Here is a 17301-nt window from a genome sequence, read left to right on the forward strand (position 1 = left end):
CCTCGAATCGTCGATTCTGAGGAACACTGGAACACCACCCTATCAATGCGTCTGGCATGAATGCATGCGTGAACGTCGCCGCTAGCGGGGAGCACACCAACTCAATCCGCGTCCTTACAGATTACTCAGGGACGAGAAGCAACCTCGTCCAGGTGCTGCAGCAGTGCCAGAGGATCCTCGTAGACGCGGAGTGCACCTGCACGTTCAAGCTCTCCTGTGTCGTAACCACCTGAAAGCAGCCCTATACCGGTAGCCTTACAGCAGCGTGCAGCAAGCATGTCCCAGATGGCGTCGCCGATCACCAAGCATTCTTCGATGGGTACATTGAGCTTGCTTGCAGCGGCGAGGAAAAGGTCTGGATCGGGTTTGCCATTTTTGACGTCATCACGGGTGATGAGATTGACATCCGCGCTATCCAAGCCTAATGCTTTCAGATTTATTGCTGCAGTATCCATCCCACCGCTGGTAGCAATGCACCACTTTATCTGATCGCGATTTAAAGTATCTAGAAGCTCGACAGCGCCAGGCAGAGCGCTTATCTGGCCCTGTAGATCCTTGTAGGCTTTGTCATGTTTATCGCTCAGCCTTTTTGCCTGGTCAGGTTTGATCTCCTGGCCTGTCTCACGGGCTAACATCTTAAGCAGCAGGCCACCGCTCATAGCTATCTTTCTGTGAATTCGCCACATGGCCAACGGTATGTCCTCTGAATCGAGCGCGGTTTTCCACGCGAAGACATTCTGGTAAACGCTGTCAGTCAATGTGCCATCTAGATCAAATATGAATGAGGTTTGCTGGCGCATGCATGTCACCTCCATGAGCAGTGTTCAAGTAGTAGATATCGCGTATTCGAAATATTGGTTTCATCGAATACCAGGCGATACCGGCTTCAATTCTTAAGTCTTTCCAAATCGGCTGGGCCGGGTTCTACACGTTGTACGTCGCCAAGGAACTCATCTTCCCTAACGACCCGTTCGTCGTCTGTTAAACCCGTTTCTGCCACGTCTGGGACGACAGCAGAATCTTTCAGTTTTTTGCTTTTTTTTAATGAAGCTGAGCTTTTTTCAGTCATGAGAGTTCTCCTCGCTTCTCGAGATTAGAAGCGCTCAATTTTTCGAAAGCATAGGCTCTGAGTCGTTCCGTCTTTCGCAAATCTCGCAATGCTGGAGCCGCAGAGCATGAATGGCGCTGCTTTTTTTGCTTCGCCTAACTTCCGCTTTCTGGCGAGGGTTTTCGGCGCTAAAAGATTTTGTTTTAGGTACAAAAATGGTTCTCAAAGGTTTTTTTTTATTAGCCGGCAGTGTTTATTGGAAAAACTTCGTAAAGCGCATCCTCGTCCCTGACTGCGAGTATAAGTCGCGCGCCTGCACGCAAAAGCCTCGGCGGTAGCTCTGCCTATACCACTCAATACCCCAGCAATGACAACAAGCTTTCCGCGCAACGGCCCGGTGTGTAACTTCTTTGGCTCATTTGAAGCTACGAATAGTTTCAGCGGAGCTGGTGAATCCATTTAAGCAGCGGCAGGCTGTAGAGTTCCCCAGATACCAAGATGAGGTCGTAGATCGTGCCGGCGAAACAGCCTGGAAATAGGGGATTCCTGTCGAGTCCAGGCTCAGACGATTTTTTGGCCTTCAAACCAGCCGACCGCGCTCAATCGCTCAGGGCCGAGAAAAATACTTTCCGTCGAGAAAAAATCTAGTACTGGGATGCGTGTCGCCTATTTGCTCTATCGAGGAGCGCTCTCCCATCTTCATGCTTGTAGTAGGGTTGATCACAAAGGCTTCCTCCTCTGGATGGTTTGCCGTAAAGGGCGGTTTAGCCATTATCGTTCCGTCGAGTTGCTGAGCGGAAAACGGTGTTAAGCGTGCGTATCCAAGACGGCCTACGCCCCGTCGTTTCATAAATGAAAGCTCTCCGGCCCGGCGCAGTAGTGACGTGATGCGCCCGCATACTCCAAGAAATTTGGGTGAACTTCTTTAATAAAATCGCTTCCTTATTGAAATAGGGTCGAAGGCAGACTCTCGCCTACTTACACAGAGGTACTCGCCATGGCACGTGGAAGCAAAGACAAGTACACCGACGAGCAAAAGCGAAAAGCCGAGCACATTGAAGAGAGCTACGAGCGCAAGGGTACGCCGAAAGACGAAGCGGAGGCGCGCGCTTGGGCAACCGTAAACAAACAGTCAGGAGGGGGTGAAAAGGCTGGTGGTTCGGGTAGAAAAACATCGCACTCTAAGAAGGAACAGGCCAAATCTAACTCGGGCAAGAGAGCGGCGCAAACACGCAGCGGCCATGGGCGTGACTCTAAAACTTCACTTGAAACGCAGAGCAAGGAAAGCCTGATGAGTGAGGCCCGTAATCGGGATATTTCTGGCCGTTCGAAGATGACTAAAGCTGAGTTGATCGAAGCGCTCAAAAAGAAGTGACTGCAAACCAACCTGACTCTGGAGCGGAGTAATGCATACAGACTCCCTTGGTCATGATCTGGGTTTCAAAAAGCCCGTGGAGGTCAGATGAATCTATTCCAGCGCAGCACCCCTGTGTTTACCGGCGCGCTGGTGGCGCTCGTTGGATTAATCCTGTTTGGCGGCGGTATCTGGCTGATGTTGCTGCACGGGTCGCCCTATTACTTGCTGGCAGGGTTAGCTTTACTGATAACTGGTCTCGGTTTGATCAGGGGACGTCGGTGGTCGCTCTGGGTTTACGGTCTGGCCTGGTTGGGGACGGTTGCCTGGGCCTTATGGGAAAGCGGCCTGGATGCTTGGGCCCTAGAGCCAAGGCTTCTCGTTCCGACCTTGCTGGGTCTCTACTTGCTGCTTCCTCGCATTCGTCGGCGGCTGCATCCAGGTAAGAGCATCTCATCTGCAGGCAACGTGATTTTCCCTCTGGTTGGAGTGCTGCTCGTTGGTCTGCTTTTTTTGGCGCATCCCTATCCAAAAAATTTGCCAGATCAGGCTCAAACCGCAGTGACGCAGCCTTCATCGTCACGCGAAGATGCCGACACTGACTGGCGTTACTACGGCCGCACGCCTCGCGGTGAGCGTTGGTCTCCGCTCACGCAGATCGATCGGCAGAACGTCGACCAACTTCAACCTGCCTGGGAATACCGAACGGGTGATGTTGCGCGACCCGGAGAAAACAAAGATGGTTACGAATTCAATTTCGAGGTCACACCCATCAAGGTGGGCGATACACTTTACATCTGCACGCCGCACAGCCAGGTTATCGCGCTGGATGCCGTATCGGGTGCTGAACGCTGGCGTTTCGATCCCAAACCAGAAACAGGGAACAACGCTTATCTAGCCTGTCGTGGTGTGGCCTATTACGAGGCCCCGGCAGGTACTGAATGCTCGCAACGAATCATTTCTCCCGTGGCCGATGCCCGCTTGGTCGCGCTGGATGCAAACACGGGCAAGCCCTGTGCGAACTTTGGAGAACAGGGCTTCGTTTCTTTGAGGCAGCATTTGGGTGATGTGCCCAAAGGCTTTCATTTCGTAACGTCGCCGCCATTGGTCGTCCGTGACCGAGTGATCCTTGGCGGGTGGATATATGACGGCCAGAAAACCAACGAGCCCTCGGGCGCGGTGCGTGCCTTTAATCCGATTACAGGTCAAATCGCCTGGGCATGGGATGTGGGGCGTTCCGAAAGTGTTGTCAGCCACCCCGCGCCCGATGAGAATTTCACTCCTGGCACCCCAAATGCCTGGGGTGTATACACCGCCGACGTTGAACGCGGCTTGGTTTATCTGCCGACTGGCAACGCAGTGCCGGACTACTATGGTGCTAAACGCCGGCCATTCGATGAGAAATATTCGAGTTCCGTGGTTGCGCTCGATATCGAAACAGGTGCACCCCGGTGGTCTTTCCAAACCTTGCACCATGACCTTTGGGACATGGATGTGCCCATTGGCCCGACCCTGGTAGATCTGCAAGATACCAACGGCAAAAAAGTTCCCGCTCTGGTGCAAACCACTAAACGCGGCGAATTGTTTGTCCTTAATCGCGAAACTGGGGAGCCTGTTGCCCAGGTTTCAGAGAAGCCCGCCCCTCAAGACGGCTTGCCTGGTGAACCTGTGTCCGCAACGCAACCTTACTCAGTGGGCATGCCTTCCTTTGCACCACCTCAAATAGAGGAGAAGGATACTTGGGGGGTAACTCCCATCGACCAGATGCTATGCCGAATAGAGTTTCGCAGCCTAGATTACAAAGGCGCGTTTACGCCGTTCGTCTTAGATAAGAAAACGTTGGTGTATCCAGCATTCGATGGCGTCATTGACTGGCATGGAGCATCAGTCGATCCTGAGCGCAAGCGCTTATATGCGAACCTGAGCTACATCCCTTTTGTTGCACAGACTCTGGAACGGTCTGATGCGGAGAAAAAAGGTCTGGTCGAGCCATGGGATGGCAAAGGACAGCCTCCAAGGCCCAAAAAATTCGCCATCAATCCTCAATACGGCACGCCTTATGTGGTCAAGGTCGATCCGTGGCTTGGGTTATTGGGCGCACCTTGCAAAGCTCCACCGTGGGGGCAACTCGCAGCAATCGATCTGCGCACTCGTTCCATCGTCTGGAAACACGATGTAGGCACAACCCGTGACATGGGGCCCATGGGGCTGCACGTCAACCTGCCTTTTCCAACAGGGATCTTCAATATCGGCGGCACAGTCACTACTAGATCCGGGCTCATATTTATGGGAGCAACTGCGGACGACTATCTGCGCGCATTTGATGCGCGGAATGGCAAAGAACTCTGGAAGACTAGGCTGCCAGCGGGAGGGCAGGCAACGCCAATGACATACCTTGGTAAGGACGGCAGACAATACGTCGTAATTGCCGCTGGGGGTCACGGTGGTTTGCAGACTAGGTCAGGCGATTACGTGGAGGCGTTTGCGTTACCAAAAAGAGAGGCACCATGAGCAAAAACATCCGCCGTCGACTTGAACGTTCATTTGGGTAAAGACGATGAGCAGTATCCCTGTAGCGCTTCGCCTAACTCCGCGAGTGAATAATGATGAAGCGCTCTCACCATAACAATCTAACCTGGTTTTTGGCTGGCTTCGCAAGCCTGTGTGCACCGGCCGGCTATCGCACGACCGAGGTTCAGTTGGCCGACCCGGCGGTACAAGACCAGGATCCGAACCAATGTTGCAGCGACTCAAACCTCAATACTCCTGAGAACACTCGTCTAGCTGCACAGTATAATCGCTGAGGATTACTAAATGAGCCTATGGTCATGCACTCTTGATTCGTTTTGCGAACAAGTCGCCTCAGTGACTGCTGTACCAAGCTGCGGTGCCACCGCATGCGTCACAGCGAGTTTGGCGCTAGCGCTTCTGCAAATGGCGATTCGCAAATCCTGCGATCAGGAAGTGGGAAATACTGCGCTAGGTATTGCCGCCGAAGTAGAGCAGTTGCTTGATGTGATGAAAGCGCATGCCGACAATGACATGCGAACTTTCGGTGCCTTTACTGAGATCGCTGCGGCAGGATCTTCTCGTCCCAGTCGGCAGCATGCGCTTGACATAACCTTAGGTTCATTAGCCGCTGCCCGGTCGTGCTATGAGGGTATCGCGCTTGCGCAAAGCGCTATATCAAAAGTAAAGAGAACACTGCAGTGCGACGTGGTCTCCTCTGCTTTAATGATGCACGCAAGCCTTTCTGCGCTTCTCATAAACGTTGAAACTGATGCCGCCAACTTTACTCCTTCTACCCACACAGAGGAGCTGACGCGAACCCGTGCCGAATTACAGTCACAGGCCGATGAATTACTGGCATGTCTACGGAGCATATCGACTATGGCCGCTGTGTCCGACTCCGTCGAGCTTGGCTCTCTGGGGCATGACGCCCATGGAGAATGAAGGAGATTACTCCAGCTTCCTTATGAAAATAGCCCGTGTAATTTCAGTAGCTCAACGTTGTGGGGCTTCACCGATACAGATTTCAACTCAGCGTGAGTGAACCACCGGCACTCGACGATTTCTGCGCCTGGACGCGGTTGGTCAGCATCTCGGACAGTTAGTCGATAAAGGTGATGTTCTTCTCGATCAAAAACATGATGCCCCAGAAATTCGGCGTCCTTGAGCTCTAAGCCCGTCTCCTCCTTCAGTTCTCGACGAGCGCCTTCGACAGGTAGTTCGTTCGCTTCAACCTTTCCACCGGGAAGTGACCATTCAGGGTTCTCCTTACGGACGAACAGGATTTTCTCTGCGAATTGGCAGATGACGGTGCCATGTAATTCTTTTGAGCCGCTCATGATCTCCACACCTCCTTTGAGAGTGGTGATTGCAGTAGCGACAAAGTTCAATGGTTCCACTCAACTGTCCAGACCATCAGATATGCCGCTGTATTTGGGTCAATTCCACGACGAGCTGCATGCGTTCGACTACGAAGTTGTGCCGCACGTCCTCATTATGCGGAGGATTCGAAGGTCGCAATTGGGTTCCTTTGAATGCATAACATCGACCTTCAGGGGTTGTTGGATGCCTCTTCGTCACAATTCGCGTCACATTCCAAAATGTCATTGCGCGGGCCCGCTAAGAGGTACCGTTTTAGGCGGTGCGAAACAGCAGTGCATGCTGCTTGGGTAAGCGCTTATAACGCGCTTGAGCGACAGCATTGCACTGAGCAAGAGGATGGTGCCGGCGGGCGATGCGCAGCACTCCCCACAACATGGAAATTGCTATCGCCGTCCAAGCGGCAATCATGCTGACGATGGTCATTGCAAGGCTCATAAATCTCTCCCATTGCTTTGTCGTCTGTAATCTCTATTTAGGTGACCTTGAGATGCGGTGGCGATTCAAATTATTTGGGGATATCGAATGGAATTAGCTGGTTAACGATACAGCGGAAATTTACCCAACGAGGGAGCAGGAGGGCGCTTTACGAAAATGAATACAGGCGAGAAAGCTGCGCGGCGCCAGGCTTGCGCGGGTAGAGAGCATGCGTATTAGCCGGTGGAGGACGCCCCGTAGGATCTTGCGTGACAAGCTCCGAGAGCCCGACTTGCGAAGGTAGGTTTCTGGATAAAAAACCTTGCTCACTGGAAGATCGCGCTGCGCACGCGATGCAGAGGCTTCTTTACATCGATCCATTTTTTGAGGGCAAAAAAAGACCCGCGATGGGGTGCGGGTCGGTAAACACTAAAGGAGTGACACAACCGTACACCCGAAAATGTGAAATTATCGTGAAGGGTGCAGCAGCGCTTTCTCTGAGGGAATTTCAGACAGTGTTACCGATGACGTCTTCTGCGCTCGACCCCCAAGCTGATCTTCAAGCTTTGGTAGAGAAGTATCTGTGTTAGGCCAATCGGTCAGGAGACTGAGCTCATGGCTAGGGGGGGAGAGCTTCTGGTGCAAATACGCGATCTGTTGTCCTACAAACTGAGCAGAGTAAGCGGCGGTTGAGATCATTACCGCAAATCCGAGACTGGCGATCACCCTGAAGACTGACATGGCGCTTCCTTATCGACCTACATCGGTTAAATCATAATGCGTCCATTGAGCGCATCGAGCAAGTTCCCAGAAGACCATAGGTAGGCGGGTCATAAGCGACGGACGAACTGAAGACGATGCCTATGAGCGACGTAACTGCATGATGGCATCCGTAATGCCTTGGGCGTTTTTGTCTAGAGTTTCCATGGCTGCAATTGCGTTGGCAACGGCATCCCTCGCTCCGCTATCAGAAATCCATTTAGTCATCTCTTCGATGGCTGCACATATCGCGTGTTGATTGTGCAGCAGCAACGTTAGAGCATCGGCCGTAGCGATTTTTGCTTCAAAGCATTCAGGCATGGGTATCGTCCTTGAGTGTGAGATAGGAGACCGACTCATCCCGGCTGCCGAGTCCGCTTCTTAGGAGGAGACTTCTGACGAGTCGGGATAAGAGAGCTCTTCGGTTGAATTGAGAAGAATCAGCCAGTGACTCGCAGGCTGTGAGCCCGGCCAGCGGTACAAAGTGAGCTTGAAGATGCTCGAATTCAATCGGTTTCTGCGTGTCCTTCCAAAATCCCAAATCCATCGTCACGCGGGGCATATCCAACGACCCGCTTGGTTTTTTCGATAGCAAGTCGCTTGTATCTGTTGTCCGAGACACCATGAACAACGTTGAACCCGCTCATCTCGGCTTCAACGCAGTTGCGCAGTAACGCGACAACATCCCTCACACTGATAAAAGCAGCGACGTCCCTGGGGCTGTGAACTTCACCTGGATGAAATTCTGCTACGTTGGCAATACGCACAGCGACGGTCGTCATCTCGCCATCGTTTGCGTACAACGACGACAGTGCTTCCCCAAACGCTTTGCCGACGCCGTACATATTTCCGGGCTTCGGCGCCATGCATTCGTGAACTTGCACATCCTTGGGATAGCCTTCGACGGCCTGAGCGCTGCTGGCAAATATGAAGCGCTTGCAGCCTTGCGTCTTCGCGGCGAGCAACATGTTGTAGGTGCCGACGATATTCACGGGCAGCACAGAGGTCATGAAGTCAGCATTCGGATTCGGATCAGCCGCTAGATGAATCACGGTGTCGATACCTTCACAGGCTTCAAGGCAGCGGGACAGATCGGTGATGTCGAGAGAGAAGTTTTTTTGCGAGTCGGGGAACTGCGTCACGCTGACATCGGCTAAACGCAAATCGAGTTCATCGCCATACGCCGAATAAAAAGCGTTGCCGATTTTGCCCGCAACCCCCGTCACTAGAATCTTTCCTGCGCTCATTTCCGTATGTCCTCAGGGGTGAGATTCCATTCAGGCATCTCGTATCCGATGAGTATCACCCTTACCCGCTGAGCATCAAGGCGTTTTACACAGCCGCACGTAAAACCTGCTTTCAATCGAGTCAATGCCAAACTCAGCGTCATTGAGTAGGTGGATACAACCGCATTTAGGCTTGCCGAGATTGCTGGTTATCGGAATTTACCATTCCCTCGGTCTGACCCTTCACGCTGTGATCCATAGTTACCAACCGATGAATAAGGAGGAGAGTCTGCGGTGAGCACCGAGCCTCTCGCCCTTTGCGCTTATTGACGGATTTATGTAGTCAACACTGCTGCGCTGGTATCGCTCTCCGGCATTGCGATGTGACTATCGCCAGGTGTGAGAATAACCTTTCGACAGTCCTCTTCTTTTTTATCAAAAATCTTGTAACCCTCGGCAGCCTGCTCCAGCGACATGCGGTGGCTGATGATCACTTCCGGAGAGAGGCGACCCGTCTCGATGTGATCGAGCAGCTCAGGAAGGAAACGATGCACATGGGTCTGCCCCATTTTGAAGGTCAGGCCTTTGTCGAACGCGTCGCCGAAAAGGAAGCCATGAATAAATCCAGAATAAACTCCAGGTACGCTAACAATACCTCCGCGTCGAACAGCCGCGATGCATTGACGTAGAGCTTTGCCGCTGCTGCCTTCGAGCTTGAGGGTGGCGAGAACCGTCTCTGTCGTACTGCCTTTGGCTTCAAAACCAACCGCGTCCACCACGCCGTCCACGCCCCGCATCCCTTTAGTTTGCCGAATAATCGTGTCCGCAGGATCGTCGTCTTCGTCAAAGTTTATAGGAATTACGCCGTACGTTTTCTGTGCGTAGGCCAAGCGGTAAGGATGGTGATCGACCATGAAAATTTGGTCGGCTCCGAGCATCCTTGCGCAAGCTGCGCTTAACAGTCCGACGGGCCCTGCACCATAGATGGCAATGCTTGAGCCATTGCCAATTCCAGCGTTTGTTACAGCTTGATATGCAGTCGGCAGAATGTCTGAGAGGAACAATACTTTTTCATCTGACAGTGTTCCAGGCACCTTGAAAGGCCCGGTATTGGCTTTTGGTACGCGCACGTATTCAGCCTGACCACCTGGTATCCCGCCGTACATATGACTGAAGCCGAAGAGAGCAGCGCCAGGTGGGATGGCCTTTTTGTTTATGATCGCGCCCCGTCCCGTATTAGTTGTTTCGCATGCTGCAAACAGATCCATCGCGCAGAAAAAGCAGCTGCCACAGGCAATGACAAAAGGAATGACAACTCGGTCACCCGGCTGGACAGCAGTCACCGCTGAACCAGCCTCTTCTACGATTCCCATGAACTCATGGCCGAAGATGTCACCATGCTCCACGGTTGGTATTTTTCCTCGATAAAGATGAAGGTCAGATCCACAAATCGCCGTCGCGGTGACTCGTAAAATGATGTCGTCAATATCCTCGATGACTGGATCTGGAACGGTATCGACTTTAACGCTGTGCGCGCCGTGATACGTGAGTGCTCTCATGACGTCCTACCCCTAACTTTCGCTGGATGTCAGTGGGAGATGAGTCTCGAGTGAAGTAAGTTCAGAGAGAAATAGGTGCAGATGACTAGCGGTCTGCGTTTATACACCCACGCCATTTTTTAAACTTATTGTGGAGGAGGAGTGTCGACCACGAGAGCTTGTAACTCTGGTGGCTGGGAGGCCGCGTTTATGATCGGTGTTGTGATACCTGCCCATAATGAAGAACGCCAAATTGGCGCATGCCTTGCCTCCGTTTTAGTGGCTGCCGAGCATCCTGCTTTGGGCCAGCCGGTCTCGATAGTCGTTGTTCTAGACGATTGCTCCGACCAGACGGATCAGATCGTTTCAGCTTTCGATATAAGCGCAATCGAGGTGTGTTACCAGAACGTGGGCCAATCGAGAGCTGTTGGCGCCGATCACTTGCTAACCGCAGGCGCGAAGTGGCTTGCCTTCACCGACGCGGACACTGTCGTTCCGCACGATTGGTTGGTGAAGCAGATTGAGTTCCATGCCGATGCAGTTTGTGGGACGGTTGAGGTGGACAGCTGGAATGAACACGGTGATCTGGTTCGCGCAAAGTACATGGAGCTTTACCAGTTCATAGAGAACCATCGGCATATCCACGGCGCTAATCTCGGTATCAGTGCCGAAGCCTATCGGAATGCTGGCGGGTTTCAGCATCTGACTGCTCACGAGGATGTCCATTTAGTCGCAGACCTTGAAAGGATCGGCGCGCATATCGTGTGGACGGCAACCAATCCAGTGATTACAAGCGCGCGTAGAAATTACAAATGTCAGGGTGGTTTTGGCGAGTATTTGGCCAATCTTGGTGCTTCACTAGGATTACCTGCACTTAATTCGCAAGTCAGCGCGGGTGTCTCTCTTTGATACCCAGTATGTCAAGGAGATTTAATTTGGAGTACATCAATTACATACAATGGCCCGCCATGGTAGTGACGGTGGTCTCAGCTTGGTTCATCGGTTCGCAACGACCCTACCGACGCATGGTTGCCTTTTGGGGGTTCATTACGAGTAATGCCTTATGGGTTATCTGGGGACTTCACGCTGATGCCTACGCCCTGATCATGCTTGAGTGCGTACTTTTAGGCATGAATGCCCGTGGCTTTAAAAAGAATTTCGACGGCCACCGTCAGAGCTGAGATTTTCCTCCTGCTTTCCCTTCAGATTTTTTTTAAGACCCCGAAAGTTCATGAGGAACAGGCAGAGCTGCAGGACGATCAACGCATACGCCTGTGCATGCAAACCCCATATCACCCAGAGTACGTTGCTCACGCTAAAGCATACGAATCCGATCATCCGTCGTCGTGGCCGCTGTGATCCGATCAACCATGCGGCGAGCACGGTTACCGCCATCGCTGGCCATTGAACCCAATCCAGATAACCCAACCTACCTCCTTACGCAGTGTCGTGAGCTGATACGCAAATGTTAGTGGTGAGCTAGTTAATCGGACTTCTGACCATCGGGGGAGACCTTCGATTTAGCCAGGATGTAGCAAGGATGAAGCTGGCCGTTAGGATGGGTTGTGACGACCACAGATATCAAAGACCAACCTTCATGAAGCTTCAGGTTTGCTTCGTTCGCTGACAGTGCTTCCATCACTTGGCTTGTTTCAGATATATGCATCTCGTTTTCTCGTCCTCAGGGTTCAATCATTTTGTCGCCGCACTCGAGTAAGAGTTCATTTATCCCTGATTTGCTTTTCCGGATCAGGGTTTAGATTTACTGTTGAAACCATGGCTGCAGGGTTGCACGCGTGAGCAAAGCGCACATGACTTACAGATCGACTTTGAAGGTGGAAGAAAGCCGGGCTGTGCAGATGGTTGAGTGCCAGTTTCCTCACGGGCAAAAGAATTCAAAGCGCAATTGCCGCTAGCGCGTATGAGGTGATTGTCGAGCGACACCAACGCGATATACCGCAAAAATTTACGTTGCAGCCATCGTCGGTTCGTAGTCATGCTAGGTGAGGGCCCATAACCTATGTTACGACGAGGCCACCGCGTCGCGATTAATGGCGTCGGCAAGCAAGCTAAACGATGACTACGACGCCAAGGTGAGCAACATCGTGAAAGCGAGCGCTGATCGTCGGGCATTCGAGAAAAGCTTGTCTGAATTCGAGGTGTAGGGCCAAAGGCTATCGAGATTTTCGTGAGGGAAGCAGCCGCTGGTTTGTTCTGAATGTCCCTAGCCTGATCAACAGAATATTCGCGTTCTTATCAACCGCAGCCTTTCAAGTTAGCGCAGCAAGGGGGAAACCATGACAACGCGAAAACTAACGATCAAAGACTTGCAGTTGAACGTTTCAATCTGTGGTACAGGGTCGCCGTTGCTGTTGCTCAACGGACTTGGAGGATTGATTCGCTCTTTCGATTTACTGCGGGAGGAGCTTGCCGACTACACGACTATTGCGCTGGATGTTCCTGGGGTCGGGAAATCACAAACGCCTCGCTGGCCACTGCGTCTTTCGCGTCATGCCGATTTGATCGCCGAGTTGCTCGAGCAACTGGGATTCGAACAGGTCGATGTCTTTGGCGTGAGCTGGGGCGGCGCATTGGCCCAAGAGTTCGCTCTACGTCACCCAGGCATGGTACGCCGGCTGATCCTCGCAGCGACGTCCGCCGGCCCATTAGTACTGGTAAAACCTGCCGACATCCTAGATTTTTTCGGCAAGAGCACAGGCGGTCAAATACGCAACAAAAAAAGTGGTGGCAGTTCGATAAAGACATTCCTGCACTTCGGCGCGGTGAACGGCATGCTCTCAATTAAACCGCGCTCGTATTTTCACCAGCTCGCTGCCCTGATCGGTTGGACAAGCCTGTCACGGCTATTTCGTTTGCGCCAACGCACACTGATTCTCTCCGGCGACCGGGACACGTTGGTGCGACTTTACAACGCGCAGATTCTGCACCGCGTCATTCGCCATTCTGATCTGCAAATCCTACAAGGAGAGGGGCATTTTTTCGTGGTGACCAGTGCAAGGCAAACTGGCTATTTGGTACGTCAGTTCCTATTGCAGCGGCATGACGACAAACACACACTCATGCACACGACAACGTAGCCAAGCACACGGTGTAAAGTTTCAAGTGGAGTTAATCACTGATCCCTATGAGCCGCGCTCCTTTATGAAGCGTCAGCCATCGTCGGTAGAATCGGGTGAGAGCAAGCGTTTGGAACGTCGACTTGCGGCCCGACAATGAATTTGATGAGGGAGGGAACTATCGGCCACCGGGCATCAGCGGCATAGCACCGCCGTCGAAAAGCTTTCAGGGTTGAAAATGCTGAATAGTATGATCGGGCCTCTACTTTTCCCATGAGTCCATTTTAACGACAGAACCCTGTGACGTAGTAGTTTCCGCATTAGATCAGAACAAGTCCGACTTCATTCGGCTCTACAACGGGGAGGAGGTGGTCAGCATGAGCGAACTCCCCGGACATGCTCCATGCGTTTGCAGACGTCATCTTCGAAACTTTTGACGTTAAATACAACAACACTAACCATCGACGAGGAAAGCGGAAGCGAGCAGCGGGCTTGTAATTGCGGCAGCATCGCTCGGCATACTGTTTTAGAGAATGGAGTCTATCACCCAGTAACGCCCAAATGTCCAGAAACAGCCCGTTTACTCTTGCCTCTGATCTACGCGTCATTCATGATGCATCATTCATCAAAATCATAAGGTTATATGAAAGAGCAACTCGCAGGCCTGTCCGTTCTTATGGTCTTAGTGTGGGTGACAATTATCTTATCTGTCATGTATTGGATGCCGCGTTGAAGGTTACAGCGATGGACGATGTAGTACTTAATGAAAAGATGAAGCGGGAGGCAGACCGACTCCTCGCGCAGATTGTGCGTGCTGATTCGATGATCGTTGCCGTAGAGGCGGCGTCGAGGGCGAATGGGTTCGTTTTGGGTATCGAACTCGCCGGTGGGCTGAGAGCCGGTGGCGCCGAAAGGCTCTAAAGCATTTTTGATGATGTGCTTGAGGAGCGGCTGGAAGCGATTACTTCTATCTAAACCGATTCACCGCGTTGATTGGTGTCGGCCGATTCGATCAAATCCGGTCGCTGGTTTCACACATTGCTATAGCTTGATCCACCTTGAACCATTCGAATGATTCTCTGAGTTTCTCCTTTCAATCATACGATTACGGCGGTTATCAACATCCTCTCGCGGTGCTTTGTGTGCTAGTCGTGGAGGACGCAATGAGTAGGAGATTATCGTTCGTGAATGACTGCTTTCGGCCAATAGCGGGCATTAATTCCCGATATTGGCCCGTCACCAAGCTCCTCACATCCTGGGTTTCAATTCACCTTAATCAACTGCGGTCACTGCCACTGCCGGACAATACGTCTTCATACGGCTGATACAAACGCATCAGTAGATAGAAGCCGGCCTGTGGGGCCGGCAGCCATACACACAAACACTCGGATGTCCCAAGTTCGCACATTTTCCCTCAGATCCTTATCCATTTAACAATGCCATCAGATCTGCATCCTGTGAGCGCCGTTGCTGCGAAGCTTTCTCTAATTGAGTAGCGAAATCCGATACGTCCGGCGCTGCTGGCCGTAAGCTCGTTTTGTGATCCTTCGTTTCAGAAAAATTAGGATCTGGAATCTCCTGCATCTGCCCCGTTGTCAAATCAATTTCTACAAAGGTTTGCGTTGCGCCATCCCTTCTGTCGAAGTCCAGCCGCAAACGAATACGCTCAACATCAACAGGAGGTTCGATTTCCAAAGAGCCTGCGGTATCTGTATGCACCCAAGCGGGGAGAGCTTTCCCATTAGCTAGGGAGGCGCGCATTTCAAGGGGTTGCTTCACACCGCTTGTCATCGAGAGATGAAGACGCTCTCTCGTGCCAATGAGATCCAGCAACACGCCATCGGCAGTGCGCAAAGATGCTACGAACTCGGGCTCGCCATTTAGCCCATGCCCATCTGCTGCGTCGATCGTTTGCCGCAGAGAATTCTCGTGCTGCTCAGGCGTAGTTGTGCCATGCAGGAACTCCACATCATTGACGGCTTGTAGAATGACGCCGCTCGCGCCCAACATCTCGGTGCCATTTAATGATTCAACACCTTTAACTGCTTGTTCGACAGCGCCTGTGGCTTGCAAATTAGAAGTTCCATTTAACCACCCAATATCATTAACGGTGGTTATTACAGGAGGTTCAACGACGAATCGTCGACTCTCTACAGCGGCCTCTTGTTTTACCTCAGACTGGGGCCGATAGACGAACGGATAGTCGTCTCGCGCTACGGGAGGTTCATTAGTCTCGGGGATAACGTTGACTGTCACGACTGTGGTTTCGACCACCCCGCCCGAGCTTACTGTGTAGTTAAAATTAGTAGTGCCGGTGAAGTTTGATGCTGGTTCAAAGGCGAGCGTTCCATCGGCATTGAGCGTTACCAGTCCATTGGATACTAATATTGGCAGACCCACTGTGGCGGCCCTGCCATTGATTGCAGTTACTAAATAATTAGGATTCTTGAACGTATCGTTGGTACCGATCACAATCGTAACTGAGGCGCCTTCATAGGTATTAACGGCATCAGCGCTAATGTCGGTTACCGGGGTGACGGTGAGCATTACGACGGATTGCACGATCCCGCCGTTGCCGTCGCTGATCTCTACTACGAAGCTGTCGGTGCCGTTGTAATCGGCAGTGGGTGTGTAGGTGTAGGCACCCGTGGCAGCATTGAGGGTGAGCGTACCGTTGGTGGGCTGAGTAGCGACCGAGTAGGCGAGGGTATCGCTGTCGGCATCAGTAGCGACCACTTGACCACTGAACGCAACATCTTCAGGTGTGCTGACCGCATAGTTGCCGGTCGCTGGATCGAAGGTCTGACCAGGTACACCCGGATCAGTGGGCACGGGAGCGTCGTTGACCGCCGTGATGTTAACGGTCACGGTAGCGGTTTCCGTAACGCCGCCCGAACTTACGGTGTAGTTGAAACTGGTTGCGCCATTGAAGTTGGCAACCGGCGTAAAGCTGAGTGTGTCGTCGGTGTTCAGTGTTACCGAACCATTGGACACGGCCAGTGGCACACCGACGGTAACGGCTGTGGCATTAATCGCCGTGATCGCATGGCCACCGTTCTCAAAGGTGTCGTTATTGTTGACCGCAATGATGATCGGCGTGTCTTCGGTGGTAGTGACCGTGTCGGCGGCAATATCGGCCACCGGGGTAACAGTGAGCGTTACGACGGATTGCACAATCCCGCCGTTGCCATCACTGATCTCGACGACAAAACTATCAGTGCCGTTATAGTCGGCAGTCGGGGTGTAGGTGTAGGCACCTGTGGCCGCATCCAGGGTGAGCGTACCGGTGGTGGGCTGAGTAGCGACCAAGTAGGCGAGGGTATTGCTGTCGGCATCGGTAGCCACTACTTGACCGCTGAACGCAACATCTTCAGGTGTACTGACCGCATAGTTGCCGGTCGCCGGATCGAAAGTCTGACCAGGTATACCCGGATCAGTTGGCACGGGTACGTAGTTGACCGCCGTGACGTTGATCGTCACGGTAGCGGTTTCCGTAATGCCGTCTGAACTTACGGTGTAGGCGAAGCTGGTCGCGCCGTTGAAGTTGGCAACCGGCGTAAAACTCAGTGTGCCGTCCGCATTGAGTGTTACCGAACCGTTGGACACGGCCAGCGGCACACCGACGGTAACGGCTGTGGCATTAATCGCCGTGATCGCATGGCCACCGTTCTCAAAGGTGTCGTTATTGTTGACCGCAATGATGATCGGCGTGTCTTCGTTGGTAGTGACCGTATCGGCGGCAATATCGGCCACCGGGGTAACAGTGAGCGTCACGACGGATTGCACGACCCCGCCGTTGCCATCACTGATCTCGACGACAAAACTGTCGGTGCCGTTGTAGTCGGCAGTTGGGGTGTAGGTGTAGGCACCTGTGGCCGCATCCAAGGTGAGCGTACCGTTGGTGGGCTGAGTTACAACCGAGTAGGCAAGGGTATCGCTGTCGGCATCGGTGGCGACTACTTGACCGCTGAACGCAACATCTTCTGAGGTATTG

At 52.6% G+C, this 17301-nt stretch carries 16 protein-coding genes; 7 read left to right on the top strand and 9 right to left on the bottom strand.

Annotated elements, in window-relative coordinates:
• Positions 1 to 125: 125 nt before the first annotated feature.
• Entirely contained in the window at positions 126 to 800 is a 675-nt protein-coding gene (locus ACIP66_RS02765) for an HAD family hydrolase (protein ID WP_400645117.1), read from the bottom strand.
• Positions 801 to 886: 86 nt separating this feature from the next.
• Positions 887 to 1069, bottom strand: a complete 183-nt coding sequence (locus tag ACIP66_RS02770; RefSeq protein ID WP_400645120.1) for a hypothetical protein — start codon at positions 1067 to 1069, stop codon at positions 887 to 889.
• Positions 1070 to 2045: 976 nt separating this feature from the next.
• Here ACIP66_RS02770 and ACIP66_RS02775 point away from each other — a divergent pair.
• The 3 genes from ACIP66_RS02775 to ACIP66_RS02785 all read left to right on the top strand — a co-directional run bounded on the left by ACIP66_RS02775 (position 2046) and on the right by ACIP66_RS02785 (position 5855).
• Positions 2046 to 2423 carry a termination factor Rho gene (locus ACIP66_RS02775; RefSeq protein WP_400645122.1) on the top strand — a complete coding sequence of 126 codons (378 nt, stop codon included), beginning with the start codon at positions 2046 to 2048 and terminating at the stop codon, positions 2421 to 2423.
• 87 nt (positions 2424 to 2510) lie between these two features.
• A complete protein-coding gene (locus ACIP66_RS02780; protein WP_400645125.1) occupies positions 2511 to 4913 on the top strand; it encodes a membrane-bound PQQ-dependent dehydrogenase, glucose/quinate/shikimate family in 2403 nt (800 codons plus the stop codon).
• Between the two features lie 303 nt (positions 4914 to 5216).
• Positions 5217 to 5855 (top strand): cyclodeaminase/cyclohydrolase family protein, encoded by a 639-nt coding sequence (locus ACIP66_RS02785; RefSeq protein WP_400645127.1) that lies wholly within the window; start codon positions 5217 to 5219, stop codon positions 5853 to 5855.
• Between the two features lie 20 nt (positions 5856 to 5875).
• Here the strand turns inward: ACIP66_RS02785 and ACIP66_RS02790 are convergent, their stop codons facing one another.
• The 5 genes from ACIP66_RS02790 to ACIP66_RS02810 form a co-directional block, all read right to left on the bottom strand.
• The gene (locus ACIP66_RS02790; RefSeq protein ID WP_306109857.1) at positions 5876 to 6310 is read right to left on the bottom strand and encodes an NUDIX domain-containing protein; all 435 of its coding nucleotides are present in this window, start codon (positions 6308 to 6310) and stop codon (positions 5876 to 5878) included.
• Positions 6311 to 6545: 235 nt separating this feature from the next.
• Positions 6546 to 6728 (bottom strand): hypothetical protein, encoded by a 183-nt coding sequence (locus ACIP66_RS02795; protein WP_400645130.1) that lies wholly within the window; start codon positions 6726 to 6728, stop codon positions 6546 to 6548.
• Positions 6729 to 7568: 840 nt separating this feature from the next.
• Positions 7569 to 7787, bottom strand: a complete 219-nt coding sequence (locus tag ACIP66_RS02800; RefSeq protein ID WP_159811728.1) for a hypothetical protein — start codon at positions 7785 to 7787, stop codon at positions 7569 to 7571.
• 185 nt (positions 7788 to 7972) lie between these two features.
• The gene (locus ACIP66_RS02805) at positions 7973 to 8713 is read right to left on the bottom strand and encodes an NAD-dependent epimerase/dehydratase family protein (protein ID WP_400645132.1); all 741 of its coding nucleotides are present in this window, start codon (positions 8711 to 8713) and stop codon (positions 7973 to 7975) included.
• 314 nt (positions 8714 to 9027) lie between these two features.
• The gene (locus ACIP66_RS02810; RefSeq protein ID WP_400645135.1) at positions 9028 to 10251 is read right to left on the bottom strand and encodes a zinc-dependent alcohol dehydrogenase; all 1224 of its coding nucleotides are present in this window, start codon (positions 10249 to 10251) and stop codon (positions 9028 to 9030) included.
• A gap of 189 nt (positions 10252 to 10440) precedes the next feature.
• Between ACIP66_RS02810 and ACIP66_RS02815 the strand changes: the two genes are divergently transcribed.
• Positions 10441 to 11139: a glycosyltransferase gene (locus ACIP66_RS02815; protein ID WP_400645137.1), complete on the top strand. Its 699-nt coding sequence runs from the start codon at positions 10441 to 10443 to the stop codon at positions 11137 to 11139.
• An 8-nt stretch (positions 11140 to 11147) separates the two neighbouring features.
• Positions 11148 to 11411 (top strand): hypothetical protein, encoded by a 264-nt coding sequence (locus tag ACIP66_RS02820; protein WP_400645139.1) that lies wholly within the window; start codon positions 11148 to 11150, stop codon positions 11409 to 11411.
• Here ACIP66_RS02820 and ACIP66_RS02825 read toward each other — a convergent pair.
• On the bottom strand, positions 11377 to 11658 hold the full coding sequence (locus tag ACIP66_RS02825) for a hypothetical protein (protein WP_400645141.1): 282 nt from the start codon (positions 11656 to 11658) through the stop codon (positions 11377 to 11379). The two genes, ACIP66_RS02820 and ACIP66_RS02825, sit on opposite strands and share 35 nt — an antisense overlap.
• 869 nt (positions 11659 to 12527) lie before the next feature.
• On the opposite strand from ACIP66_RS02825, the gene ACIP66_RS02830 reads away from it, so the two are divergent.
• Together ACIP66_RS02830 and ACIP66_RS02835 are read left to right on the top strand one after the other, a co-directional pair.
• The gene (locus ACIP66_RS02830) at positions 12528 to 13328 is read left to right on the top strand and encodes an alpha/beta fold hydrolase (protein WP_400645143.1); all 801 of its coding nucleotides are present in this window, start codon (positions 12528 to 12530) and stop codon (positions 13326 to 13328) included.
• A gap of 540 nt (positions 13329 to 13868) precedes the next feature.
• Positions 13869 to 14228 carry a hypothetical protein gene (locus ACIP66_RS02835; RefSeq protein WP_400645146.1) on the top strand — a complete coding sequence of 120 codons (360 nt, stop codon included), beginning with the start codon at positions 13869 to 13871 and terminating at the stop codon, positions 14226 to 14228.
• A 501-nt stretch (positions 14229 to 14729) separates the two neighbouring features.
• On the opposite strand, the gene ACIP66_RS02840 is transcribed toward ACIP66_RS02835, so the two are convergent.
• Positions 14730 to 17301, bottom strand: a 2572-nt coding sequence (locus ACIP66_RS02840) for a tandem-95 repeat protein (RefSeq protein WP_400645149.1), incomplete at its 5' end; no start/stop codon positions are given.

Source organism: Pseudomonas sp. NPDC088429, assembly GCF_044753305.1.
GTDB classification, from domain to species: domain Bacteria; phylum Pseudomonadota; class Gammaproteobacteria; order Pseudomonadales; family Pseudomonadaceae; genus Aquipseudomonas; species Aquipseudomonas rustica.